This is a genomic window from Pseudomonas sp. DP-17 (assembly GCF_022380625.1).
GTDB lineage: Bacteria > Pseudomonadota > Gammaproteobacteria > Pseudomonadales > Pseudomonadaceae > Pseudomonas > Pseudomonas nitroreducens_A.
In genome coordinates, this window is the sequence record NZ_JAKSXG010000010.1 from 118,703 (window position 1) to 141,678 (window position 22,976).

Genomic DNA, 22,976 nt, shown 5'->3' on the forward strand with positions numbered 1-22,976 from the left:
GCGCCGGCTCAGGGGCTGATGAGGGGATATCCGCCAATTTCACGGACAGCAGCGCCGACTGACTACTCCCCTTGGGCATAAACCCTGGCGGCCGTTAGACGATTGTCGACACTTCATCAAATCTTGATTGACCCAGAGGCTTTCGAGGGGTAGCTTTCGCCGCACATCAAGAAGATTGTCGACACCATGAACGATAGCCTGACTCTGCCAAGCCCCGTTTCGGACGACAGCGAGACCCTCTCGGAACACGTGTTCCGCAAGATCCAGTCCGCCATCGTCAAGGGCGAGATCGCCCCCGGCAGCAAGATTTCCGAGCCGGAACTGGCGCGCACCTACGGCATCAGCCGGGGCCCGCTGCGCGAGGCGATCCACCGCCTGGAAGGCCAGAAGCTGCTGGTGCGCGTACCGCACGTCGGCGCGCGCGTGGTGTCGCTGAGCCACGAGGAGCTGCTGGAACTCTACGAGATCCGCGAATCCCTCGAAGGCATGGCCTGCCGCCTGGCCGCCGAGCGCATGAGCCAGGCCGAGATCGACGAGCTGCGCCGGGTGCTCGACACCCACGAGCGCGACGAGGCGTTCCAGGCCGGCCGTGGCTACTACCAGCAGGAAGGCGACTACGACTTCCACTACCGGATCATCCAGGGCAGCGGCAACCGCACCCTCACCCGCATGCTCTGCGGCGAGCTGTACCAGCTCGTGCGCATGTACCGCCTGCAGTTCTCGGCGACGCCCAACCGCCCACGCCAGGCCTTCGCCGAGCACCACCGGATTCTCGATGCCATCGCCGATCGTGACGGCGAGCTGGCCGAGTTGCTGATGCGCCGTCACATCGGCGCCTCGAAACGCAATATGGAGCGTCACTACCTGGACGCCCAAGCCAAGACAGCCAACGAACGAGGTGAACAATGAGCTACAAGACCGCCGGCCAACGTTTCCGTGATGCCCTTGCCGAAGAAAAGCCGCTGCAGGTGATCGGCGCGATCAACGCCAACCACGCCCTGCTGGCCAAGCGCGCCGGCTTCAAGGCCATCTACCTCTCCGGCGGCGGCGTGGCGGCGGGTTCCCTCGGCCTGCCGGACCTGGGCATCAACACCCTGGATGACGTGCTCACCGACGTGCGCCGCATCACCGACGTCTGCGACCTGCCGCTGCTGGTGGACATCGACACCGGCTTCGGCCCCAGCGCCTTCAACATCGAGCGCACCGTGAAGAGCCTGATCAAGGCCGGCGCCGCCGCCGCCCACATCGAAGACCAGGTCGGCGCCAAGCGCTGCGGTCACCGTCCGGGCAAGGAAATCGTCTCCGTCGACGAAATGGCTGACCGTGTGAAAGCCGCCGCCGATGCCAAGACCGACCCGAACTTCTTCCTGATCGCCCGCACCGACGCCATCCAGGCCGAAGGCGTGGACGCCGCCATCGAGCGCTGCCTGCGCTACGTCGAGGCCGGTGCCGATGCGATCTTCGCCGAAGCCGCCTACGACCTGCCGACCTACAAGCGTTTCGTCGATGCGCTGAACGTGCCGATCCTGGCCAACATCACCGAATTCGGCGCCACCCCGCTGTTCACCCGCGACGAACTGGCCTCGGTCGGCGTGGCCATCCAGCTCTACCCGCTGTCGGCCTTCCGCGCCGCCAACAAGGCCGCCGAAGCCGTGTACACCGCAATCCGCCAGGAAGGCCACCAGCAGAACGTGATCGAGCTGATGCAGACCCGTGCCGAGCTGTACGACCGCATCGGCTACCACGCCTTCGAGCAGAAGCTCGACGCGCTGTTCGCTGCTGGCAAGAAGTGATCCGAGGCAAAAACGGCGGATAACGCTGCGCGTTATTCGCCCTACGCCCCGGCCTGTTACACCGTAGGGCGCATAACGCCACAGGCGTTATCCGCCAACCAGATTCGAACCGACCGCATGGCCCATGCCGGCGGAACAAGAACAAGCAACCGGATTTGATGAGGAGACACGCGATGAGCGCTACCGCAGAAACCACCACCGGCTTCAAGCCGAAGAAGTCCGTGGCCCTGAGTGGCACCGCCGCTGGCAACACCGCCCTGTGCACCGTCGGCCGCACCGGCAACGACCTGCACTACCGTGGCTATGACGTCCTGGACTTCGCCAACCGCTGCGACTTCGAGGAAATCGCCCACCTGCTGGTCCACGGCAAGCTGCCCAACGTCGCCGAACTGGCCGCCTACAAGGCCAAGCTGAAAGCCCTGCGCGGCCTGCCGGCGGGCGTGAAGGCCGCCCTGGAAACCCTGCCGCCCTCGGCCCACCCGATGGACGTGATGCGCACCGCCGTGTCCGTGCTCGGCTGCCTGTCGCCGGAGAAGGACGACCACAACCATCCGGGCGCCCGCGACATTGCCGACAAGCTGATGGCCTCCCTGGGCTCCGCGCTGCTGTACTGGTACCACTTCAGCCACAACGGCAAGCGCATCGAAGTCGAGACCGACGATGAGTCCATCGGCGGCCACTTCCTGCACCTGCTGCACGGCCAGAAGCCGCGCGAGTCGTGGGTGCGCGCCATGCACACCTCGCTGAACCTGTATGCCGAGCACGAGTTCAACGCCTCCACCTTCACCTCCCGCGTGATCGCCGGTACCGGCTCGGACATGTACTCCTGCATCGCCGGCGCCATCGGCGCGCTGCGCGGCCCGAAGCACGGCGGCGCCAACGAGGTGGCCTTCGAGATCCAGAAGCGCTACGACAACCCGGACGAAGCCGAGGCCGACATCCGTGCCCGCGTCGAGCGCAAGGAAGTGGTGATCGGCTTCGGCCACCCGGTCTACACCGTGTCCGACCCGCGCAACAAGGTGATCAAGGAAGTCGCTCACCAGCTGTCGAACGAGCAGTCCAACACCAAGATGTATGACATCGCCGAGCGCCTGGAAAGCGTGATGTGGGAAATCAAGAAGATGTTCCCCAACCTCGATTGGTTCAGCGCCGTCAGCTACCACATGATGGGCGTGCCCACCGCGATGTTCACCCCGCTGTTCGTCATCGCCCGCACCGCCGGCTGGTCTGCCCACGTCATCGAGCAGCGCATCGACGGCAAGATCATCCGCCCGAGCGCCAACTACACAGGCCCTGAAGACCTGAAGTTCGTGCCGCTCAAGGATCGCAAATGATGAACACTCAATTCCGCAAACGCCTGCCCGGCACCGCGCTGGACTACTTCGACGCCCGCGAGGCGGTCGATGCGATCCAGGCCGGCGCCTGGGACAGACTGCCCTACACCTCCCGCGTGCTGGCCGAACAGCTGGTGCGCCGCTGCGAGCCCGCCGAGCTGACCGCTTCGCTGGAGCAGCTGGTCTACCGCAAGCGCGACCTGGACTTCCCCTGGTACCCGGCGCGCGTGGTCTGCCACGACATCCTCGGCCAGACCGCGCTGGTTGACCTTGCCGGCCTGCGTGACGCCATCGCCGAACAGGGTGGCGACCCGTCCAAGGTCAATCCGGTGGTGCCGACCCAGCTGATCGTCGACCACTCGCTGGCCGTGGAAGCCGCAGGCTTCGACCCGGACGCGTTCGAGAAGAACCGCGCCATCGAGGACCGCCGCAACGAGGATCGCTTCCACTTCATTGACTGGACCAAGACAGCGTTCAAGAACGTCGACGTGATCCCGGCCGGCAACGGCATCATGCACCAGATCAACCTGGAGAAGATGAGCCCGGTGATCCAGGCGCGCGGCGGCGTGGCCTTCCCCGACACCTGCGTCGGCACCGACTCGCACACCCCGCACGTGGATGCCCTGGGCGTGATCGCCATCGGCGTCGGCGGCCTCGAGGCCGAGACCGTGATGCTCGGCCACCCCTCGATGATGCGCCTGCCCGACATCGTCGGCGTCAAGCTGATCGGCCAGCGCAAGCCGGGCATCACCGCCACCGACATCGTCCTGGCGATCACCGAGTTCCTGCGCAAGGAGCGCGTGGTCGGCGCCTACGTCGAGTTCTTCGGCGAAGGTGCGGACAGCCTGACCATCGGCGACCGCGCGACCATTTCCAACATGTGCCCGGAATACGGCGCCACCGCCTCGATGTTCTACATCGACGGCCAGACCATCGACTACCTCAAGCTCACCGGCCGCGAGCCCGAGCAGGTAGCGCTGGTGGAGAACTACGCCAGGACCCTCGGCCTGTGGAGCACCGCTCTGGAGACCGCCGAGTACGAGCGCGTGCTGGAATTCGACCTGGGCAGCGTCGTGCGCAACATGGCCGGCCCGTCCAACCCGCACCGCCGCCTGCCGACCTCGGCGCTGGCCGAGCGCGGCATCGCCGACGAAGCCAAGCTGCAAGCCGGCAAGGGTGAGGAAGCTCAGGGCCTGATGCCCGACGGCGCGGTGATCATCGCCGCCATCACCAGCTGCACCAACACCTCCAACCCGCGCAACGTCATTGCCGCCGGCCTGGTGGCGAAGAAGGCCAACGCGCTGGGCCTGGTCCGCAAGCCGTGGGTGAAGACCTCCTTCGCACCCGGTTCGAAGGTCGCCAAGCTGTACCTGGAGGAAGCCGGCCTGCTGCCGGAGCTGGAGAAGCTCGGCTTCGGCATCGTCGCCTACGCCTGCACCACCTGTAACGGCATGTCCGGCGCGCTGGACCCGGCGATCCAGAAAGAGATCATCGACCGCGACCTGTACGCCACCGCCGTGCTTTCGGGCAACCGCAACTTCGACGGCCGTATCCACCCCTACGCCAAGCAGGCCTTCCTCGCCTCGCCGCCGCTGGTGGTCGCCTACGCCATCGCCGGCACCGTGCGCTTCGACATCGAGCAGGACCCGCTGGGCACTGACAGTCAAGGCAACCCGGTCACCCTGAAGGATCTGTGGCCGTCGGACGAAGAGATCGACGCCATTGTTGCTTCCAGCGTCAAGCCCGAGCAGTTCAAGCAGGTCTACATCCCGATGTTCGACCTGGGCAGCGTGCAGGAAGCGGAAAGCCCGCTGTACGACTGGCGCCCGATGTCCACCTACATCCGCCGCCCACCGTACTGGGAAGGCGCGCTGGCCGGCGAGCGCACGCTCAAGGGCATGCGTCCGCTGGCGATCCTGCCGGACAACATCACCACCGATCACCTGTCGCCGTCCAACGCCATCCTGGCGGACTCGGCCGCCGGTGAGTACCTGGCGAAAATGGGCCTGCCGGAGGAGGACTTCAACTCCTACGCCACCCACCGCGGCGACCACCTGACCGCCCAGCGCGCCACCTTCGCCAACCCGCAGCTGGTCAACGAAATGGCCGTGGTCAACGGTGAGGTGAAGAAGGGTTCGCTGGCCCGCGTCGAGCCGGAAGGCAAGGTGATGCGCATGTGGGAAGCCATCGAAACCTACATGAACCGCAAGCAGAACCTGATCATCGTGGCCGGCGCCGACTATGGCCAGGGCTCGTCCCGCGACTGGGCGGCCAAGGGCGTGCGTCTGGCGGGCGTGGAAGTGATAGTCGCCGAAGGCTTCGAGCGCATCCACCGCACCAACCTGGTGGGCATGGGCGTGCTGCCGGTGGAGTTCAAGCCGGGCACCACGCGCCTGACCCTGGGCCTGGACGGCACCGAGACCTACGACATCAAGGGCGAAGTCTCGCCGCGTTGCGACCTGACCCTGGTCATCCATCGCAAGAGCGGTGAAGTCGTCGAAGTCCCGGTCACCTGCCGCCTCGACACCGCCGCCGAAGTGAAGGTGTACAAGGCCGGTGGCGTGCTGCAACGCTTTGCCAAGGACTTCCTGGAAGGCGCGGTAGCGTGATGTAACAGCCGGCCCGCCTCACGGCAGGTCGGCACTAATCCTGTAGGAGCGAGCTTGCTCGCGAACCCAACTCCGCTGCGGGGCTGTTCGCGAGCAAGCTCGCTCCTACGAAAAGCAAACAGGATCGAGTCCCATGCCCCACGTACCCCAAGTGAAGATCCCCGCCACCTACATCCGCGGCGGCACCAGCAAGGGCGTGTTCTTCCGCCTGCAGGACCTGCCCGAACGCTGCCAGGTGCCCGGCGCGGCTCGTGACCAGCTGTTCATGCGCGTGATCGGCAGCCCCGATCCGTACAGCGCGCACATCGACGGCATGGGCGGCGCGACCTCCAGCACCAGCAAGTGCGTGATCCTGTCCAGGAGCAGCCAGCCGGACCACGACGTCGATTACCTCTACGGCCAGATTTCCATCGACAAGGCCTTCGTCGACTGGAGCGGCAACTGCGGCAACCTCTCCACCGCCGCCGGCTCCTTCGCCATTCACGCCGGCCTGATCGACCCGTCGCGCATCCCGGACAACGGCACCTGCGTGGTGCGTATCTGGCAGGCCAACATCCAGAAGACCATCATCGCCCACGTGCCCGTGACCAATGGCCAGGTGCAGGAAACCGGCGACTTCGAACTGGACGGCGTGACCTTCCCCGCCGCCGAGATCGTGCTGGAGTTCCTCGACCCGTCCGACGACGGTGAAGACGGCGGCGCCATGTTCCCCACCGGCAACCTGGTGGACGACCTGGAAGTCCCCGGCATCGGCACCTTCAAGGCGACCATGATCAGCGCCGGCATTCCCACGGTGTTCGTCAATGCCGAGGACATCGGCTACAAGGGCACCGAGCTGCGCGAAGCCATCAACGGCGACCCCGAGCAACTGGCGCGCTTCGAGAAGATCCGCATCGCCGGCGCGCTGCGCATGGGCCTGATCAAGACCCCGGAAGCGGCCGCGACCCGCCAGCACACGCCGAAGATCGCCTTCGTCTCCCCGCCCAAGGACTACCTGTCCTCCAGCGGCAAGCAGGTGAAGGCCGGCGAGGTCGACCTGCTGGTGCGCGCGCTGTCCATGGGCAAGCTGCACCACGCCATGATGGGCACAGCCGCCGTGGCCATCGGCACCGCCGCGGCCATCCCCGGCACCCTGGTGAACCTCGCCGCCGGCGGTGGCGAACGCAGCGCGGTGCGCTTCGGCCACCCCTCGGGCACCCTGCGCGTGGGCGCCGAGGCGAAGCAGGTGGACGGCGAATGGACCGTGACCAAAGCCATCATGAGCCGCAGCTCGCGCATCCTCATGGAAGGCTGGGTACGGGTGCCGGGCGATTCGTTCTAAGCGCTCGCCCTGCCCGTAAAAGCACAAGGCCCGCATTCGCGGGCCTTGTCGTTCCAGGTCACGTAGGAGCGGATTCATCCGCGATGCTCTTGCGCGGTGCCGAGGCCAATCGCGGACGGAGTCCGCTCCTACGCAGATCCACGCACAGCATTCCCCTGTAGGAGCGAGCTTGCTCGCGAACCGCTTTTGCTCTCGTAGGAGCGGAGCTTCTCCGCGAACACCGGTGCGTGCTGAACGATTCGCGGACAAGGTCCGCTCCTACGAAAGCGCCCGATGCAGATCCGGCCTCAGGCGACGAAATCGCCCTGCAGTTGCTCCAGCAGCACCTGGATGCGCGCCAGGCGCACGGTGGGGTCGTCCATCTCCAGCAGCACCTGCTTCTGGTCGCGCTCGAACGGCAACAGGTAGGCGAGCTGGCAGGCCAGTGCCTGCTGGCCGCTGACCTCACCGCCCATCTCCAGCGCCGAGACCATCGGGTGCATGGACAGCGCCTCGAGCAGCGCCGCGAGGTCATCGTGCTCCTTGGTCAGCGGCTGGTCGGGCTGCTCGCCCAGCCACTCCACTTCGGCCACGGTCAACTGGTCCGGCTGCACGTTGGCGGAGAGCACGCGGAAGCGCCGGCCACCTTCGACGCGGATGCCCAGCAGGCCGTTTGACTGCTGCTGCCAGTCGCAGATACGCGCCTCGCAGCCGACACGGCTGTAACGCTCCGGCGCCTCGCCGACTTCCTCGCCCTCGACGATGGCCACCACGCCGAACCCGCCGTTCTGCTTCATGCAGCGGCCGATCATGTCCAGGTAACGCGCCTCGAAGATCTGCAGGTCGAGGCGGCAGCCGGGAAACAGCACGGTGTTGAGGGGGAACAGCGGGAAGCTCATGGACACTCCGTCGATTCGTCAGGCGATCAGCGCTACCGCCAACGGTAGCAGCACCGCGGTGGCCACGCCCATCAGGCTCATGGCCAGGGCGGCGAAGGCGCCGCATTCCTCACCCTCCTGCAGGGCGCGGGAGGTACCTACCGCGTGGGCGGTCATGCCCAGCGCCATACCCTGCGCGGCCGGGTGATGCACGCCGAAGCGGCGCAGCAGTTCCGGGCCGAGGATGGCGCCGAGTACGCCGGTGATCAGCACGAACACCGCCGCCAGCGCCGCCACGCCGCCGATCTGGCTGGCCACCAGCATGGCAATCGGCGAGGTCACCGACTTGGGCGCCAGGCTCATCAACAACTCGTGGTCGACGCCGAACAGCCAGCCCAGACCGATTCCCAGGGCCGTGGCGAACAACCCGGCCACCACCAGTGTGATCAGCGTCGGCCAGAACAGCTGGCGGATGCGCTTGATATTGAGAAACAGCGGCACCGCCAGCGCCACGGTGGCGGGGCCGAGGAGGATGGTCAGCACCTTGGTGCTGGTGCTGTATTCGGCATAGTCGATACCGCAGGCCAGCAGCACCGCGATGACGATCAGCATCGACACCAGCACCGGCTGCAGGAACACCCAGCGCGTGCGCTCGTAGGCGGCCAGCGCCAGCTGGTAGGCGCCCAGGGTGACGCCCACGCAGAACAGCGGGTGGTGGATGACGGCATTCACCGCGCCTTGCCAATCGAACATCAGGCGTTCTCCTTCTGCTTGCGCTGGCGGTCGATGAGCTTCTGCATCAGCCAGCCGGCGAACACGAAGGACACCAGCAACGACAGCGCCAGCGCACCGACAATGGCCCAGAAGTCCGCGGCGATCTGCTTGGCATAGGCCATCACGCCCACCGCCGCCGGCACCAGCAGCAAGGGCAGGTAGCGCAGCAGCGAGGAGGCGGCCTCGTTCACCGGCTTGCTCACCTCGCCGTTCCACACCAGGAAGGCGAACAGCAGCACCAGCCCAATGATGGGGCCGGGAATCATGTGCAGGATGAGAGCATTCAGGCCCGTGCCGAGCAGTTGGAACAGCACCAGCCAGGTCAGACCTCGTAACAACATCGGGGACATCTCCAGCGCAAGGAGCCGCCATTATGCCCGCCCGGCGCCCGCTATGGCTCGGCATTCGCCCAAAGCATGAATGCCGCTGCGGCTTGACCGACCGCGGACCCCATGCTGATCTGTTGGCGGAACTCTTGCAGGCCGAACTAGAAGAACAACGATATCCCCGGAGGAAACATGGCATTCGTACCCGTAAGCGCACTGAAGGATTACATCGGCAAGGACCTGGGCCATTCGCAGTGGATCACCATCGATCAACAGCGCATCAACCAGTTCGCCGAGTGCACCGAGGACCACCAGTTCATCCACGTCGACCCGGAGAGGGCGAAGAAAACGCCGTTCGGTGGCACCATCGCCCACGGTTTCCTGTCGCTGTCGCTGATCCCTAAGCTCTGCGAGGGCCTGCTGGTCCTGCCGGAGAACCCCAAGATGGTGGTCAACTACGGCCTGGACAGCGTGCGCTTCATCCAGCCGGTACCGGTGGATTCGCGCGTGCGCCTGCAGGTGACCATCACCGACATCACCGAGAAGAACCCCGGCCAATGGCTGATCAAGGCCCGCTGCACCCTGGAGATCGAAGGCCTGCCCAAGCCGGCTTACATCGCCGAATCCCTGAGCCTGTGCTTCGTCTGACGGCTTGCGCACAGCGCTGAGAAAAAAGCCCGCGTCCGCGGGCTTTTTTACGTCACACTGATTCTGCGCCCCACCGTCGATTCGAGAGTCCCGATGCCACGCCACCTCCTGCCCTTGAGCCTCGCCCTGCTGCTGATCGCCTGCGGCGAAGGCGAACCGCTGACGCCCCCGGATGCCCGCCTGCCCGATGGCGCGCGCTACCGCGGCGAGCTGGTGAACGGCCAGCTGCAGGGGCCGGGCCGGCTCGATTACAGCAATGGGGCCTGGTACGAAGGCGGCTTCGACAAGGGCCTGCAAAGTGGCCAGGGCAAATGGAACGACGGCAACGGCACAAGCTATGAAGGCGAGTTCCGTGACGGCCTGTTCGAAGGACGTGGCCGCCTGCAGTACGCCGACGGCAGCTTCTACGAGGGCCAGTTCAAGCGCGGCGAGTTCGATGGCGAAGGCCGTCTCTCCCAGGGCGGCACCACCTACAGCGGCGGCTTCCGCAAGGGTCGCTACGAGGGCCTGGGCAGCCTCGAACTGGCCGACGGCACCCGCCACCAGGGGGCCTTCGCCAGGGGCGAGGCCAACGGCGAGGGCGCCCGCCGGGACAGCCTGGGCAACCAGTACAGCGGTACGTTCAAGAATGGCGTACTCGAAGGCAAAGGCATCTTCCGCGACGACGCGGGCGATCAATACAGCGGTGAATTCCGCAACGACCAGTTCGACGGTACCGGGCGCTTCCAGAATGCCGATGGCGACGTCTGGTCCGGTCGCTTCAAGGCTGGCGCGCTCAGCGGGCCGGGCGAGTTCATCGGCGCCGATGGCAGCCGCTACAAGGGCGACTTCCGCTTCTGGCGCTTCGACGGCCAGGGCACCCTGAGCAAGGCCGACGGGCAGACCTACAGCGGCGGCTTCGCCCGTGGCGAGTACTCCGGCGCCGGCACCCTCACCCGGCATGACGGCAGCGTGCAGAAAGGCACCTGGAATGCAGGCCAGTTGCGCCAGGACGCCGCCGGTAAACGGCTGCCCAACCCGCTGGAAGTCGGCTTGCTGGAACAGGGCGTCCTGCTGGAGAAAGCCCTGGCCGCCGTTCCGCAGTCCACTCCGGCCATCGAGCTCTACGGCGTCAGCCTCGGCGGCGACGGCAAGCAGAGCGTGTTCCTGCGCGAGGCCGACTACGTCGCCAACCTGCTCGGCGAGCGTTTCGGCGCGCGCGGCGTGGTGCGCCTGGTCAATCACCGCGATCACCTCGCCGACCGCCCCATGGCCACCCGCGAAACCCTCGCCCGTACGTTGCGGACCATCGCCGAGCGCAGCGGCCCGGAGGACCTGGTGTTCATCTACCTGACCAGCCACGGCTCCCACGACCACCAGCTGGTGCTGGACATGCCGGGCCTGAAGCTCGACGACCTGCCGGCCAGCGAGCTGGCCAGCCTGCTCGCCCCGCTCAAGGAGCGCACCAAGGTGCTGGTGATCTCCGCCTGCTACAGCGGCGGCTTCATCCCCGCACTCAAGGACGACAAGACCCTGATCATGACCGCCGCAAGCAGCGACCGGGTATCCTTCGGCTGCTCCGAGGAAGCCGACTTCACCTACTTCGGCGATGCGCTGTTCGCCAAGGCGTTCCAGCAGACCGACGACCTCAATCAGGCGTTCAAGCTGGCCAGCGCTGCCGTGGCCAAGCGCGAGAAGGAGGAAGAGTTCGAGCCATCGCAGCCGCAACTCTGGGCGCCTGAAGCGGTCATTACTCGCTGGCAGGCCCTGCGTGCGCAACAGACGCACGCCGCGTTGGCGCTCGGCGGCAACGATGCGCAGGCAAAAGGACAGGGCGACAACTAAGCTGGAAAGTGTGTCAGAGGGGAAACACAGATGTACTCGAAACCGACGAATATCCTGCTAGCTGGCGCCACCGGCCTGACCGGTGAGCATCTGCTCGACCGCATGCTCAACGAGCCCACGGTCAAGCGCGTCATTGCCCCGGCCCGAAGGAAGCTGGCGGAGCACCCACGCCTGGACAACCCCGTCGGCCCGCTGGCCGAACTCATCCCGCACCTGGTCCAGCCGGTGGACACGGTGTTCTGCTGCCTGGGGACCACGCTCAAGGAGGCCGGCTCCGAGGAAGCTTTCCGCAGTGTCGACTACGACCTGCCGCTGGCCCTGGGCGAGCGCGGCCTGGCCCTGGGCGCCCGGCACTACATCGTGGTCAGCGCGCTGGGCGCGGACAGCAAGTCGTCGATCTTCTACAGCCGGACCAAGGGCGAACTGGAAGATGCCCTGCGCCAGCAAGGCTGGCAGCAACTGACCATCGCACGGCCGTCACTGCTGCTGGGCCAGCGCGAGGAAATCCGCCTCGCCGAACTGCTCGCCGCGCCCTTCGCGCGCATCCTGCCCGGCAAGCTGCACGGCATCGAAGCCATCGCCCTGGCCCGAGCCCTCTGGCGCCTGGCTCTGGAGCCGGGCAAGGGCGTCCGCGTCGTCGAATCGGACGAACTGCGCAAGCTCGGCAAGTAACCCCAAAACCATTGGGCGTACAACGCTTTTGCAGGATGGCGTGGAGCGGAGCGATACCCATGCGGTCATTGCCGTAATTGATGGGTATCGCTTCGCTCCACCCATCCTACGCCGGCTCTCCCTGAACGCCCTTCGGTGATCAGCAGAAGCAGTTCAGTTCCCGCCCCACACCTGCAGGCCGATGCCCAGCTCCGCCGCAATCGAGAGCGGCAGCAGCAGCGTATCGAGCAACGCGCTGCCGGGCAGGTCGAGCGCCGGGTAGGCCGGCGCATCGGTGCCGAAGTGGTCCTTCGGGCAGCAGCCGCCATTGAGCGAATACCAGTCCAGCCGGGTGCCGGCATAGATCAGCGGATCGCCGGGGCGGCTGTCGTTGAGTGTCTTCACGGTGGCGCAGCCGCCCAGTTGCAACAGCAACAGGGCGGCCAGGAGCTTATTCGTCACTGACAAGATGGTGTTCGCCCCAGCGCGGCAGCATGTCCTGGGGAATACCCAGCTGATTGAGGATGCGCGCCACGACGAAGTCGATCAGGTCGTCGACCGTCTGCGGCTGGTGATAGAAGCCCGGAGCAGCCGGCAGGATCACCGCGCCCAGGTTGGACAGCTTGAGCATGTTCTCCAGGTGGATACTGGAGAACGGTGCCTCGCGTGGTACCAGGATCAGTTGGCGGCGCTCTTTCAGGGCGACATCGGCGGCGCGTTCGATCAGGTTGTTGCAGGCGCCGGTGGCGATGGCCGAGAGCGTCCCCGTCGAGCAGGGCACCACCACCATCGCACTCGGCGCGCCGGAGCCGGAAGCCACCGGCGCCATCCAGTCTTCCTTGCCGTACACGCGGATCTGCCCGGGGGCGGCGCCGGTGTATTCGCTGAGGAAGGCCTGCATCGCCTGCGGCTTGCTCGGCAGGGTCACGTCGGTCTCGGTGGCCACCACCAGTTGCGCAGCCTTGGAGATCAGGAAGTGCACCTCGCGGTCCTCCTGAACCAGGCAGTCGAGCAGGCGCAGGCCGTACTGGGCGCCGGAAGCGCCGGTCATGGCGAGGGTGACGCGTTCGGCTCCGGCCATGTTCAGCCCTCCAGCGCCTGGGCCAGCTTGCCGTGCAGGCCGCCGAATCCGCCGTTGCTCATGACCACGACCTGGGTGCCCGGCGTGGCGATGGCTTTCACCCCCTCGATGATGGCTTCCAGCGAATCGCACACTTGCGTGGGAACCGTGGAGCTGGCTACGGTGGCAGCCAGGTCCCAGCCCAGGTTCGGCGGCGCGTACCAGAACACGTTGTCAGCCTGCACCACCGACTCCGGCAGGCCGTCGCGGTGGGCGCCGAGTTTCATGGAGTTGGAACGCGGCTCGACCACGGCGATCACCTTGGCATCGCCGACGCGCTTGCGCAGGCCGTCGAGGGTGGTGGCGATGGCGGTCGGGTGGTGGGCGAAGTCATCGTAGATAGTGATGCCCTTGACCTCGGCGACCTTCTCCATGCGCCGCTTGACGCTCTTGAAGGCCGACAGCGCGGCGCAGCCCAGCTCCGGCACCACGCCGACATGGCGGGCCGCCGCGAGGCAGGCCAGGGCGTTGGCGACGTTGTGCTGGCCGGTCAGTTCCCAGTCCACGGTGCCCTGGGCACGGCCGTCGAACATGACCTCGAAATGCGAGCCGTCCTCGCTGAGCAGGCGAGCCTGCCACTGGCCGCCTTCGCCGGTGGTCTGCACCGGGGTCCAGCAGCCCATGTCGATCACGCGCCTGAGCGCGGTCTCCGAGGTGGGGTGGATGACCAGGCCTTCGCCGGGAATGGTCCGCACCAGGTGGTGGAACTGGCGCTCGATGGCGGCGAGGTCGGGGAAGATGTCCGCGTGGTCGAACTCCAGGTTGTTCAGGATCGCCGTGCGCGGGTGGTAGTGGACGAACTTGGAGCGCTTGTCGAAGAAGGCGCTGTCGTACTCGTCGGCCTCGACCACGAAGAACGGCGTGCCGCCCAGGCGTGCGGAGACGCCGAAGTTCTGCGGCACGCCGCCGATCAGGAAGCCCGGGCTCATCCCGGCGTGTTCCAGTACCCAGGCCAGCATGCTGCTGGTGGTGGTCTTGCCATGGGTGCCGGCGGCGGCCAGTACCCAGCGGCCCTGCAGCACGTGATCGGCCAGCCACTGCGGGCCGGAGACGTAGGGCAGGCCCTTGTTCAGGACGTATTCCACAGCGGGGTTGCCGCGCGACAGGGCGTTGCCGACCACTACCAGGTCCGGCGCCGGTTCCAGGTGGGCGGGATCATAGCCCTGCATCAGCTCGATGCCCTGGGCCTCCAGCTGGGTGCTCATGGGCGGGTAGACGTTGGCGTCGGAGCCGGTCACGCGGTGGCCCAGCTCCTTGGCCAGGACGGCCAGCGAACCCATGAAGGTGCCGCAGATGCCGAGGATGTGGATATGCATGCAGACTCCTGCAATCAAGCCTTTGAAGGCGCTTCGAATGGGCGGCAGAGTAGCACAGCGCGCCCCCGCGCGGCCCGCCGCCGGGGCATCAGACGACGAGGTGGGGAGGCGGTTCCCGGTGGCTTGAGACTGTTGTCACGAGGGGTGGAAGGTAGGATGGGTGGAGCGAAGCGATACCCATGCTGATCCGGCGCCCGGCATTGATGGGTATCGCTTCGCTCCACGCCATCCTACGAAAGGCTCTTCCTGTTCAGGCCGTGGCGGTTGAGCTTGCGGTACAGGGTATTGCGGCTGATGCCCAGCTGCTGCGCGGCACGGCTGATGTGCCAGCGCTGCGCTTCGAGCACCTCCAGCAGCGCGTTGCGTTCAGCTGCACCGAGGGTGTCGCCGTCCTTCCCGGCCATCGTGGCCGGAGTGGCAACGGCAGCCGCGCCACGGCGCAAGTCCGGCGGCAGATCGGCCATCTGGATGCGCCCGCCTTCGCACAGCGCACAGAGGGTGCGCAGCACGTTGCGCAGCTGGCGCACGTTGCCCGGCCAGGGGAAGTCCAGCAGGTGCCGGCGCACGTCGTCGTCCAGGCGCACGCTGCGGCCCTTGCTCTCCTCGGCCAGCAGGTGATCGAGCAGCGCGCCACGATCCTCACGCTCGCGTAGCGGCGGCAAGGCAACCACCAGGCCGTTGAGGCGGTAATAAAGGTCTTCGCGGAACTGTCCGGCGTCTACCAGCGCTTCCAGATCGCGGTGGCTGGCGCTGATCAGGCGGATATCCACGTCCTGCGGCTCGCCGCCGATGGGTACCACCTGGCGCTCCTCCAGCACGCGCAGCAGTCGGGTTTGCAGCGCCAGCGGCATGTCGCCGATCTCGTCGAGGAACAGCGTGCCGCCATCGGCCTGCTGCAGCTTGCCGCGCATGCCTTCCTTGCGCGCGCCGGTAAAGCTGCCGCCGCGATAGCCGAACAGCTCGCTCTCGATCAGGGTCTCGGGAATCGCCGCGCAGTTCAGCGCGACGAAGCTCTTGCCAGCGCGCTCGCCGCCCAGGTGCACGGCGCGGGCGAAAGCCTCCTTGCCGGTGCCGGTCTCGCCTTGCAGCAGCAGTGGTACGTCGTGGGCGTAGACCTTCAGCGCACGGCGGAAATCATGCGCCAGTTGCGGGTCGTCGATGCACAGCCCCTTCGCCAGCGGCGCGCGCGGCAGCACCGGCGCGGCGGCGATGGGACGCTTGCCGCGCAGCAGCGCATAGAGGGTTCGCCCGGCATGGGTGCGCAGCGGCCAGCTGGCGTTGGGCTGCGGGTCGGCACGGCTGAACAGGTCGTCCAGGCGACATTCGAAGAACTGTTCCAGGGAGCGGCCGATCAGGCTTTCCCGGCGGCTGCCGAGCAGGTTGATGGCGCTCTGGTTCGCCGCACGGATGCGTCCGTCGGCGCCGAGGGCCAGCATGCCTTCGCTGAACAGCCCGAGGCCATCGGGTTGCAGGTGGAAGCGCAGCAACCACTGGTCTTCGAAATGGCGCAGGAAGTAGCAGCTCTCGATGGCCTTGGCCGACAGGTTGACCAGCGCCATGGTGTGGAACTGGCTCTGCCGCGATACGTCGCGGCGAGCGGAGGAAACGTCGAGCACCGCCAGCAGTTCGCCCTGCGGGTCGAACACCGGGCTGGCCGAGCAGGTCAATCCGGTGTGGCGGCTGCGAAAATGTTCGTCCTGGTGAATGGTCAGCGCCTGGCGCTCCACCAGGCAGGTGCCGATGCCGTTGGTGCCTTCGCGGGCTTCGCTCCAGTCGGCGCCGAGCCACAGCCCGGCCTGTTCGAAGGTGCGCCGCTCGGCGGCTTCGCTGACGCAGTTGAGGATCACCCCGCGGGAATCGGTGAGCAGCACCGCATGACCGGCGCCGGACAGCTGCTGGTGCAGGCTGTTCATCTCGTCGCTGGCGATCTCCAGCACCTGGCGATGGCGCTCGCGGACTTCGAGCATGCGCGCGTGTTCCAGTACGGCCGGCGCCATGGGCTGCGCCGGGTCGAGGTGATACTGCTCCAGGCAGCGCATCCAGGAGCGGGCGATTGACGGGTCCGCGCCGGGAGCACCGGCGGGGGCCTTGCCCTCGGCCACGGTCATGACCTGGCGGGCGTGGCGGCTCAAATCGTTGGCGCGCATTCTTGTTGTTCTCCGCTTGGCGACGGGGAGGCAGCCCCGAATTCCCGCGAAAGTCCTGTAGGACCTTTCTTTCCTACAGAAAGCGCGGGAACGCAGGACAGCATCCCCTACGCGCCAGCCCAATGCAACGCCTGGCCGACCGTCAGGTCACGACTGTCACGCAAACGGGACAAAGTGTCACGAAACGCTGTGCCAGGGGCGTAACAGCGCGCTTTCCAGCTCATCGCCAGCAAACCGTCCAGCCCATGCGCGGCGCGCCTTTCGCTGGCATGGCCCGGCCCTTGCTCTACGCTCAATCAACGTCCTCCCCAACAAGCACAAGACCCAGGAGATCCGACCATGCGTTATGCCCATCCCGGTAGCGAAGGCGCCATCGTTTCGTTCAAGGCGCGCTACGGCAACTACATCGGCGGCGAATTCGTCCCGCCGGTGAAAGGCCAGTACTTCACCAATACCTCGCCGGTGAATGGCCAGCCCATTGCCGAGTTCCCCCGCTCCACCGCCGAGGACATCGACAAGGCGCTGGATGCCGCCCACGCCGCCGCCGATGCCTGGGGCCGCACCTCGGTGCAGGACCGTTCGCTGGTGTTGCTGAAGATTGCCGACCGTATCGAACAGAACCTGGAGCTGCTGGCCGTCACCGAAACCTGGGACAACGGCAAGCCGGTCCGCGAGACCCTCAACGCCGACATCCCGCTGGCCGCCGACCACTTCCGCTACTTCGCCGGCTGCATCCGTGCGCAGGAAGGCAGCGCCGCCGAGATCAACGACAGCACCGTGGCCTACCACATCCACGAGCCGCTGGGCGTGGTCGGGCAGATCATCCCGTGGAACTTCCCGCTGCTGATGGCCGCGTGGAAGCTGGCCCCGGCCCTGGCTGCCGGCAACTGCATCGTGCTCAAGCCGGCCGAGCAGACCCCGCTGGGCATCTGCGTGCTGATGGAACTGATCGGCGACCTGCTGCCCAAGGGCGTGCTCAACGTCGTCCAGGGCTTCGGCAAGGAGGCCGGTGAAGCGCTGGCCACCAGCAAGCGCATCGCCAAGATCGCCTTCACCGGCTCCACCCCGGTGGGTTCGCACATCCTCAAGTGCGCCGCCGAGAACATCATTCCGTCCACCGTGGAGCTGGGCGGCAAGAGTCCGAACATCTACTTCGAAGACATCATGCAGGCCGAGCCGACCTTCATCGAGAAGGCTGCCGAAGGCCTGGTGCTGGCCTTCTTCAACCAGGGCGAGGTGTGCACCTGCCCGTCCCGCGCGCTGGTGCAGGAGTCGATCTACCCGCAGTTCATGGACGTGGTGATGAAGAAGGTGAAAGCCATCAAGCGCGGCGACCCGCTGGACACCGACACCATGGTCGGCGCCCAGGCTTCGCAGCAGCAATACGAGAAGATCCTCTCCTACCTCGACATCGCCCAGCAGGAAGGCGCGCAGATCCTTACCGGCGGCAAGGTCGAGAAGCTCGAAGGCAGTCTCTCCACCGGCTATTACATCCAGCCGACCCTGCTCAAGGGCAACAACCAGATGCGCGTGTTCCAGGAGGAGATCTTCGGGCCGGTGGTGGGCGTCACCACCTTCAAGGATGAGGCCGAAGCGCTGGCCATCGCCAACGACACCGAGTACGGCCTGGGCGCCGGCCTCTGGACCCGCGACATCAACCGTGCCTACCGCATGGGTCGTGGCATCAAGGCCGGCCGCGTGTGGACCAACTGCTACCACCTGTACCCGGCGCATGCCGCCTTCGGTGGCTACAAGAAATCCGGCGTGGGCCGCGAGACCCACAAGATGATGCTCGACCACTACCAGCAGACCAAGAACCTGCTGGTGAGCTACGACATCAACCCGCTGGGCTTCTTCTGAGTTTTTCCTGAACCACCCGCCCGGCTCACGCCGGGCATTCTCTCCAATCGATCTTTGCGCGGCCTGCGGGCCGCGCTTTTTTATGCCCGGGGAATGGTGCTTTTCGTAGGATGGTGTAGAGCGCAGCGAAACCCATCAACCCCGCGCAACGACAGCATGGGTATCGCTCCGCTCCACCCATCCTACGGTTCGCGGCACGTCAATGCGCATCGCTGCGCCACTGCCGCGGACTCACGCCGAACCAGCGGCGGAAGGCGCGGGAGAAGGCGCTGGTCTCGGAGTACCCCAGCAGCGGCGCCAGCTCGGAGATCGGTCGCTGCCGCTGGCGCATGTAGTGCAGCGCCAGCTCGCGGCGGGTATTTTCCACCAGTTGGCTGAAGCTCAGCCCGGCCTCGCGCAGCCGACGCTGCAGGCCGGCAGTGGTGAGTTCCAGCTGCTCGGCGATGACCTCCAGCGACGGCTCGCCGTCCGCCAGCGCAAGGCGAATCTGCGTGCCGGCATCCTCTACCAGATTGGGGGCGCCGCCCTGCTCGCCCAGGCGCCGGATCACGTCCTGCACCAGGAACAGCAGGTTGGCGTCGCGCTCGGGCATCTGCCGGCCGTAGAGGTCGCGCTTGGGAATCAGCATCGAATTGCAGCCACGCTGGAACAGCACCGGCGCATCGAACACCCGGCCGTGCTCCTGCCAGCCCTCGGGCCGCGCATGCTCGAAGCTCACCGCACGCGGCGCCCATTCAGGGCCGAGGGCATGACGCAGCAGGTTCAGTGCCATGCCCAGGGTCAGCTCGGCGTCCTGACGGCGGTCGAGGATCGCACCATGGCGCACCTGGTAGTCGAAGCGATAGCACTCACCGCAATCCACCAGGCGGATCAGGGTGTCGTGCTGGTGATAGGGGAAGGCGGCAGCGAAGTTCTTCAGCGCATCCTCCAGGGTTTCCGAGCACAGCCCGACATAGCCCAGCAGACCCAGCTCGCGAGGGCGGAACTGCTCGCCGTAGCGCAATCCGAAGTTGTCGCAGCCCGACTGCCGCGCGGCTTCTTCCAGCACCTGGCAATAGTTGGTCAGCGCCAGGCTCAGGGTGGGATGCAGCAGGCGCTCCGGGTCGATGCCGGCGCGGCCGAAGATGCGGTCGATGTCGCCACCCTGGTCGCCAATGAAGCGGCCCAGGCCGCTGGCGGCGGCGGACAGTACGCCAATGTTGCTGGCCAGTGGAAGGTTGAGTCCGGATGGAGAGAACAGAGGCTGGCTCATGTCGGTTACCGATCTTGTTATGGAGCACCCAGGACAGGTTGTTCCCGGAAGGGATGAATAAACAAAGCAAAACCCGTGCCTCGCCCATGCTTCGACCCATGGGCCGGACAGGGCGCCGCGCCTGGCTTTCAGCTGCTACAACCGGGGGCAAACCGGGGATTTTCGGCACCAGAAGCGGGCACTGCGCGCACGGTGGGGCGATGGGTAACAACCAGTTGACCCTGCACGCCAAAAGCCGGTTCCACCGGTCAAGTCTTGCGCGGCAGTGCGCCACTACCATCGAGGCTCTGGTATCCGTCCACGCCCTTGCGGCCCGCCCCGGTGGCGGCCTATCCCTTGCGGAGAGAGGAATAACAACAATGAGCGCATCACAACTCAAACCGACGCTTGGCACCCTTCACCTCTGGGGGCTCGCCGTGGGCCTGGTGATCTCCGGCGAATACTTCGGCTGGAGCTACGGCTGGGCCGCCGCCGGCACCCTGGGCTTCCTCGTCACCACGCTGATCGTCGCGGTGATGTACACCTGCTTCATCTTCAGCTACACCGAGCTGACCACCGCCATCCCCCACGCCGGCGGGCCCTTCGCCTACAGCCTGCGGGCCTTCGGCAAGACCGGCGGGATGATCGCCGGCATCGCCACCCTGATCGAGTTCGTCTTCGCCCCGCCGGCCATCGCCATGGCCATCGGCGCCTACCTCAACGTGCAGTTCCCCGGCCTCGATCCGAAGTGGGCCGCCACCGGCGCCTATGTGATCTTCATGACGTTGAACATCCTCGGCGTGAGCATCGCGGCCACCTTCGAGCTGGTGGTGACCGTGCTGGCAGTGGCCGAACTGCTGGTGTTCATGGGTGTGGTCGCGCCGGGCTTCAGCTTCAGCAACTTCGTGCTCAACGGCTGGGCCGGCTCGGACGTCTTCGGCGCCCCGGCCATGGCCGGCATCTTCGCCGCCATCCCCTTCGCCATCTGGTTCTTCCTCGCCATCGAGGGCGCGGCCATGGCCGCCGAAGAGGCGAAGGACCCGAAACGCACCATTCCGCGCGCTTACATCGGTGGCATCCTGACCCTGGTGTCGCTGGCCATCGGCGTGATGATCTTCGCCGGCGGCGTGGGCGACTGGCGCGCCCTGTCGAACATCAACGACCCGCTGCCGCAGGCGATGAAAACCGTGGTCGGCAACAACTCCACCTGGATGCACATGCTCGTGTGGATCGGCCTGTTCGGCCTGGTGGCGAGCTTCCACGGCATCATCCTGGGCTACTCGCGGCAGTTCTTCGCCCTGGCCCGCGCCGGCTTCCTGCCGCGCAGCCTGGCGAAACTCTCGCGCTTCCAGACCCCGCACCGCGCCATCCTCGCCGGCGGCGCGGTGGGCATCGCAGCGATCTTCAGCGACGGCCTGATCAGCCTGCAGGGCATGACCCTGACGGCGGCGATGATCACCATGAGCGTGTTCGGTGCCATCGTCATGTACATCATGAGCATGTGCAGCCTGTTCAAGCTGCGCCGCAGCGAACCGGACCTGGAGCGCAGCTTCCGCGCACCGGGCTACCCGGTGGTCCCGGGCATCGCGCTGGCGCTGGCGCTGGTCTGCCTGGCCGCGATGCTATGGTTCAATAGCGTCATCGCCTCGGTGTTCCTGGTGCTGATGATCGGCGGCTGCTCCTGCTGCAGCATCGTCATCAGCCTGAATCGCGGCACCGACGCATCGTTCGCCAGCCAGGGTTGAGGAGAAGCGCCATGTCCGGATTCGCCCACAGTGTCGGTGGCCAGACCTGGCGCTTCGACAGCCTGCGCGAGGTGATGGCCAAGGCCAGCCCGGCGCGCTCCGGTGATCGCCTCGCCGGGGTCGCCGCAGGCAGCGACGCCGAGCGCGTCGCCGCACAGATGGCACTGGCCGACATCCCGCTCAAGCGCTTCCTCGACGAAGCGCTGATCCCCTACGAAAGCGATGAAGTCACCCGGCTGATCATCGACACCCACGACCGCCAGGCCTTCGCGCCGGTCAGCCACCTCACGGTGGGCGGGCTGCGCGACTGGCTGCTCGGCGATGCGGCCGACGAAACCAGCCTGCGCGCCCTGGCGCCGGGGCTGACGCCGGAAATGGCGGCGGCGGTGTCGAAGATCATGCGCGTGCAGGACCTGGTGCTGGTGGCGCAGAAGATCCGCGTGGTCACCCGCTTCCGCAACACCATGGGGCTGCGCGGGCGCATGTCCACCCGGCTGCAACCCAACCACCCGACGGACGACCCGGCCGGCATCGCCGCCAGCGTGCTCGACGGCCTGCTCTACGGCAACGGCGACGCCATGCTCGGCATCAACCCGGCCACCGACAGCCTGCAGTCGATCTGCACCCTGCTGGAGATGCTCGACGCCATCATCCAGCGCTACGAGATTCCCACCCAGTCCTGCGTGCTGACCCACGTCACCAGCTCCATCGAGGCGATCAACCGCGGCGCGCCGCTGGACCTGGTGTTCCAGTCCATCGCCGGCACCGAAGCGGCAAACGCCAGCTTCGGCGTGAGCCTGTCGATCCTCCAGGAAGGCCATGAGGCCGGGTTGTCGCAAAAGCGCGGCACCCTGGGCGACAACCTCATGTACTTCGAGACCGGCCAGGGCAGCGCGTTGTCGGCCAACGCCCACCACGGCGTCGACCAGCAGACCTGCGAGACTCGTGCCTATGCAGTGGCGCGGCACTTCAAGCCGTTCCTGGTGAACACCGTGGTCGGCTTCATCGGCCCGGAGTACCTGTACAACGGCAAGCAGATCATCCGCGCGGGCCTGGAAGACCACTTCTGCGCCAAGCTGCTCGGCGTGCCCATGGGTTGCGACATCTGCTACACCAACCACGCCGAAGCCGACCAGGACGACATGGACATGCTCCTGACCCTGCTGGGCGTGGCCGGCATCAACTTCATCATGGGCATCCCCGGCTCCGACGACGTGATGCTCAACTACCAGACCACCTCCTTCCACGACGCGCTCTATGCGCGGCAGACGCTGGGACTTAAGCCGGCGCCGGAGTTCGAGGAATGGCTGGCGCGCATGGAAATCCTCCGCCAGCAGGACGGCCGGGTGCAGATGGCCGGTCAGCTTCCCGGCGCCTTCCGCCATGCACTCGCGCAACTGTCCTGAGTTGAGGAGTTTTC

At 66.4% G+C, this 22,976-nt stretch carries 19 protein-coding genes; 11 read left to right on the forward strand and 8 right to left on the reverse strand.

The window, feature by feature from the left end; translation table 11 throughout:
• Positions 1-186: 186 nt before the first annotated feature.
• The 5 genes from MJ122_RS17200 (at position 187) to prpF (ending at position 7,057) form a co-directional block, all read left to right on the forward strand.
• The gene (locus MJ122_RS17200) at positions 187-909 is read left to right on the forward strand and encodes a GntR family transcriptional regulator (RefSeq protein ID WP_239744917.1); all 723 of its coding nucleotides are present in this window, start codon (positions 187-189) and stop codon (positions 907-909) included.
• On the forward strand, positions 906-1,793 hold the full coding sequence (gene prpB, locus MJ122_RS17205) for a methylisocitrate lyase (RefSeq protein WP_017521690.1): 888 nt from the start codon (positions 906-908) through the stop codon (positions 1,791-1,793). The genes MJ122_RS17200 and prpB overlap by 4 nt, the downstream gene beginning before the upstream one ends.
• A 173-nt stretch (positions 1,794-1,966) precedes the next feature.
• Positions 1,967-3,127, forward strand: coding sequence for a 2-methylcitrate synthase (prpC, locus tag MJ122_RS17210; RefSeq protein WP_239744918.1), 1,161 nt, complete (start codon positions 1,967-1,969; stop codon positions 3,125-3,127).
• Positions 3,127-5,736: a Fe/S-dependent 2-methylisocitrate dehydratase AcnD gene (gene acnD / locus MJ122_RS17215; protein ID WP_239745367.1), complete on the forward strand. Its 2,610-nt coding sequence runs from the start codon at positions 3,127-3,129 to the stop codon at positions 5,734-5,736. Before prpC ends, acnD begins: the two co-directional genes overlap by 1 nt.
• A gap of 133 nt (positions 5,737-5,869) precedes the next feature.
• Positions 5,870-7,057 (forward strand): 2-methylaconitate cis-trans isomerase PrpF, encoded by a 1,188-nt coding sequence (prpF, locus tag MJ122_RS17220; RefSeq protein ID WP_239744919.1) that lies wholly within the window; start codon positions 5,870-5,872, stop codon positions 7,055-7,057.
• A gap of 287 nt (positions 7,058-7,344) precedes the next feature.
• On the opposite strand, the gene MJ122_RS17225 is transcribed toward prpF, so the two are convergent.
• The 3 genes from MJ122_RS17225 to MJ122_RS17235 are packed head-to-tail and all read right to left on the reverse strand — an operon-like array spanning position 7,345 to position 9,029.
• The gene (locus MJ122_RS17225; protein WP_088421306.1) at positions 7,345-7,935 is read right to left on the reverse strand and encodes an LON peptidase substrate-binding domain-containing protein; all 591 of its coding nucleotides are present in this window, start codon (positions 7,933-7,935) and stop codon (positions 7,345-7,347) included.
• Positions 7,936-7,953: 18 nt separating this feature from the next.
• Positions 7,954-8,667 carry an LrgB family protein gene (locus MJ122_RS17230; RefSeq protein WP_239744920.1) on the reverse strand — a complete coding sequence of 238 codons (714 nt, stop codon included), beginning with the start codon at positions 8,665-8,667 and terminating at the stop codon, positions 7,954-7,956.
• Positions 8,667-9,029, reverse strand: coding sequence for a CidA/LrgA family protein (locus tag MJ122_RS17235; protein WP_088421307.1), 363 nt, complete (start codon positions 9,027-9,029; stop codon positions 8,667-8,669). The genes MJ122_RS17230 and MJ122_RS17235 overlap by 1 nt, the downstream gene beginning before the upstream one ends.
• Positions 9,030-9,206: 177 nt before the next feature.
• Between MJ122_RS17235 and MJ122_RS17240 the strand changes: the two genes are divergently transcribed.
• The 3 genes from MJ122_RS17240 to MJ122_RS17250 all read left to right on the forward strand — a co-directional run bounded on the left by MJ122_RS17240 (position 9,207) and on the right by MJ122_RS17250 (position 12,158).
• The gene (locus MJ122_RS17240) at positions 9,207-9,662 is read left to right on the forward strand and encodes a MaoC family dehydratase (RefSeq protein ID WP_239744921.1); all 456 of its coding nucleotides are present in this window, start codon (positions 9,207-9,209) and stop codon (positions 9,660-9,662) included.
• 93 nt (positions 9,663-9,755) lie between these two features.
• Positions 9,756-11,486 (forward strand): C13 family peptidase, encoded by a 1,731-nt coding sequence (locus tag MJ122_RS17245; RefSeq protein WP_239744922.1) that lies wholly within the window; start codon positions 9,756-9,758, stop codon positions 11,484-11,486.
• Positions 11,487-11,516: 30 nt separating this feature from the next.
• Positions 11,517-12,158 (forward strand): oxidoreductase, encoded by a 642-nt coding sequence (locus MJ122_RS17250; RefSeq protein WP_088421309.1) that lies wholly within the window; start codon positions 11,517-11,519, stop codon positions 12,156-12,158.
• A 153-nt stretch (positions 12,159-12,311) separates the two neighbouring features.
• Here the strand turns inward: MJ122_RS17250 and MJ122_RS17255 are convergent, their stop codons facing one another.
• The 4 genes from MJ122_RS17255 to MJ122_RS17270 form a co-directional block, all read right to left on the reverse strand.
• On the reverse strand, positions 12,312-12,599 hold the full coding sequence (locus MJ122_RS17255; protein WP_017521700.1) for a YceK/YidQ family lipoprotein: 288 nt from the start codon (positions 12,597-12,599) through the stop codon (positions 12,312-12,314).
• On the reverse strand, positions 12,589-13,218 hold the full coding sequence (gene ubiX / locus MJ122_RS17260) for a flavin prenyltransferase UbiX (RefSeq protein ID WP_081517259.1): 630 nt from the start codon (positions 13,216-13,218) through the stop codon (positions 12,589-12,591). The genes MJ122_RS17255 and ubiX overlap by 11 nt, the downstream gene beginning before the upstream one ends.
• 2 nt (positions 13,219-13,220) lie before the next feature.
• A complete protein-coding gene (gene mpl, locus MJ122_RS17265) occupies positions 13,221-14,573 on the reverse strand; it encodes a UDP-N-acetylmuramate:L-alanyl-gamma-D-glutamyl-meso-diaminopimelate ligase (RefSeq protein ID WP_239744923.1) in 1,353 nt (450 codons plus the stop codon).
• Between the two features lie 230 nt (positions 14,574-14,803).
• Positions 14,804-16,720 (reverse strand): sigma-54-dependent Fis family transcriptional regulator, encoded by a 1,917-nt coding sequence (locus MJ122_RS17270; RefSeq protein ID WP_088421311.1) that lies wholly within the window; start codon positions 16,718-16,720, stop codon positions 14,804-14,806.
• Between the two features lie 339 nt (positions 16,721-17,059).
• Between MJ122_RS17270 and MJ122_RS17275 the strand changes: the two genes are divergently transcribed.
• Positions 17,060-18,580 (forward strand): aldehyde dehydrogenase family protein, encoded by a 1,521-nt coding sequence (locus MJ122_RS17275; RefSeq protein ID WP_239744924.1) that lies wholly within the window; start codon positions 17,060-17,062, stop codon positions 18,578-18,580.
• Between the two features lie 199 nt (positions 18,581-18,779).
• Here the strand turns inward: MJ122_RS17275 and MJ122_RS17280 are convergent, their stop codons facing one another.
• Positions 18,780-19,832: an AraC family transcriptional regulator gene (locus MJ122_RS17280; protein WP_239744925.1), complete on the reverse strand. Its 1,053-nt coding sequence runs from the start codon at positions 19,830-19,832 to the stop codon at positions 18,780-18,782.
• Between the two features lie 359 nt (positions 19,833-20,191).
• On the opposite strand from MJ122_RS17280, the gene eat reads away from it, so the two are divergent.
• Together eat and MJ122_RS17290 are read left to right on the forward strand one after the other, a co-directional pair.
• Positions 20,192-21,556, forward strand: a complete 1,365-nt coding sequence (gene eat, locus MJ122_RS17285; RefSeq protein WP_088421314.1) for an ethanolamine permease — start codon at positions 20,192-20,194, stop codon at positions 21,554-21,556.
• An 11-nt stretch (positions 21,557-21,567) separates the two neighbouring features.
• The gene (locus tag MJ122_RS17290; protein ID WP_239744926.1) at positions 21,568-22,962 is read left to right on the forward strand and encodes an ethanolamine ammonia-lyase subunit EutB; all 1,395 of its coding nucleotides are present in this window, start codon (positions 21,568-21,570) and stop codon (positions 22,960-22,962) included.
• Positions 22,963-22,976: the final 14 nt, after the last annotated feature.

What these genes read in the sequence shown, in the direction of transcription:
- ubiX (WP_081517259.1), bottom strand. Translation starts at nt 13,218, where the DNA reads ATGGCCGGAGCCGAACGCGTCACCCTCGCCATGACCGGCGCTTCCGGC.
- MJ122_RS17230 (WP_239744920.1), bottom strand. Translation starts at nt 8,667, where the DNA reads ATGTTCGATTGGCAAGGCGCGGTGAATGCCGTCATCCACCACCCGCTG.
- MJ122_RS17235 (WP_088421307.1), bottom strand. Translation starts at nt 9,029, where the DNA reads ATGTTGTTACGAGGTCTGACCTGGCTGGTGCTGTTCCAACTGCTCGGC.
- MJ122_RS17280 (WP_239744925.1), bottom strand. Translation starts at nt 19,832, where the DNA reads ATGAGCCAGCCTCTGTTCTCTCCATCCGGACTCAACCTTCCACTGGCC.
- MJ122_RS17290 (WP_239744926.1), top strand. Translation starts at nt 21,568, where the DNA reads ATGTCCGGATTCGCCCACAGTGTCGGTGGCCAGACCTGGCGCTTCGAC.
- prpB (WP_017521690.1), top strand. Translation starts at nt 906, where the DNA reads ATGAGCTACAAGACCGCCGGCCAACGTTTCCGTGATGCCCTTGCCGAA.
- acnD (WP_239745367.1), top strand. Translation starts at nt 3,127, where the DNA reads ATGAACACTCAATTCCGCAAACGCCTGCCCGGCACCGCGCTGGACTAC.
- MJ122_RS17275 (WP_239744924.1), top strand. Translation starts at nt 17,060, where the DNA reads ATGCGTTATGCCCATCCCGGTAGCGAAGGCGCCATCGTTTCGTTCAAG.
- eat (WP_088421314.1), top strand. Translation starts at nt 20,192, where the DNA reads ATGAGCGCATCACAACTCAAACCGACGCTTGGCACCCTTCACCTCTGG.
- MJ122_RS17270 (WP_088421311.1), bottom strand. Translation starts at nt 16,720, where the DNA reads ATGCGCGCCAACGATTTGAGCCGCCACGCCCGCCAGGTCATGACCGTG.
- MJ122_RS17240 (WP_239744921.1), top strand. Translation starts at nt 9,207, where the DNA reads ATGGCATTCGTACCCGTAAGCGCACTGAAGGATTACATCGGCAAGGAC.
- MJ122_RS17250 (WP_088421309.1), top strand. Translation starts at nt 11,517, where the DNA reads ATGTACTCGAAACCGACGAATATCCTGCTAGCTGGCGCCACCGGCCTG.
- MJ122_RS17245 (WP_239744922.1), top strand. Translation starts at nt 9,756, where the DNA reads ATGCCACGCCACCTCCTGCCCTTGAGCCTCGCCCTGCTGCTGATCGCC.
- prpF (WP_239744919.1), top strand. Translation starts at nt 5,870, where the DNA reads ATGCCCCACGTACCCCAAGTGAAGATCCCCGCCACCTACATCCGCGGC.
- MJ122_RS17225 (WP_088421306.1), bottom strand. Translation starts at nt 7,935, where the DNA reads ATGAGCTTCCCGCTGTTCCCCCTCAACACCGTGCTGTTTCCCGGCTGC.
- prpC (WP_239744918.1), top strand. Translation starts at nt 1,967, where the DNA reads ATGAGCGCTACCGCAGAAACCACCACCGGCTTCAAGCCGAAGAAGTCC.
- mpl (WP_239744923.1), bottom strand. Translation starts at nt 14,573, where the DNA reads ATGCATATCCACATCCTCGGCATCTGCGGCACCTTCATGGGTTCGCTG.
- MJ122_RS17200 (WP_239744917.1), top strand. Translation starts at nt 187, where the DNA reads ATGAACGATAGCCTGACTCTGCCAAGCCCCGTTTCGGACGACAGCGAG.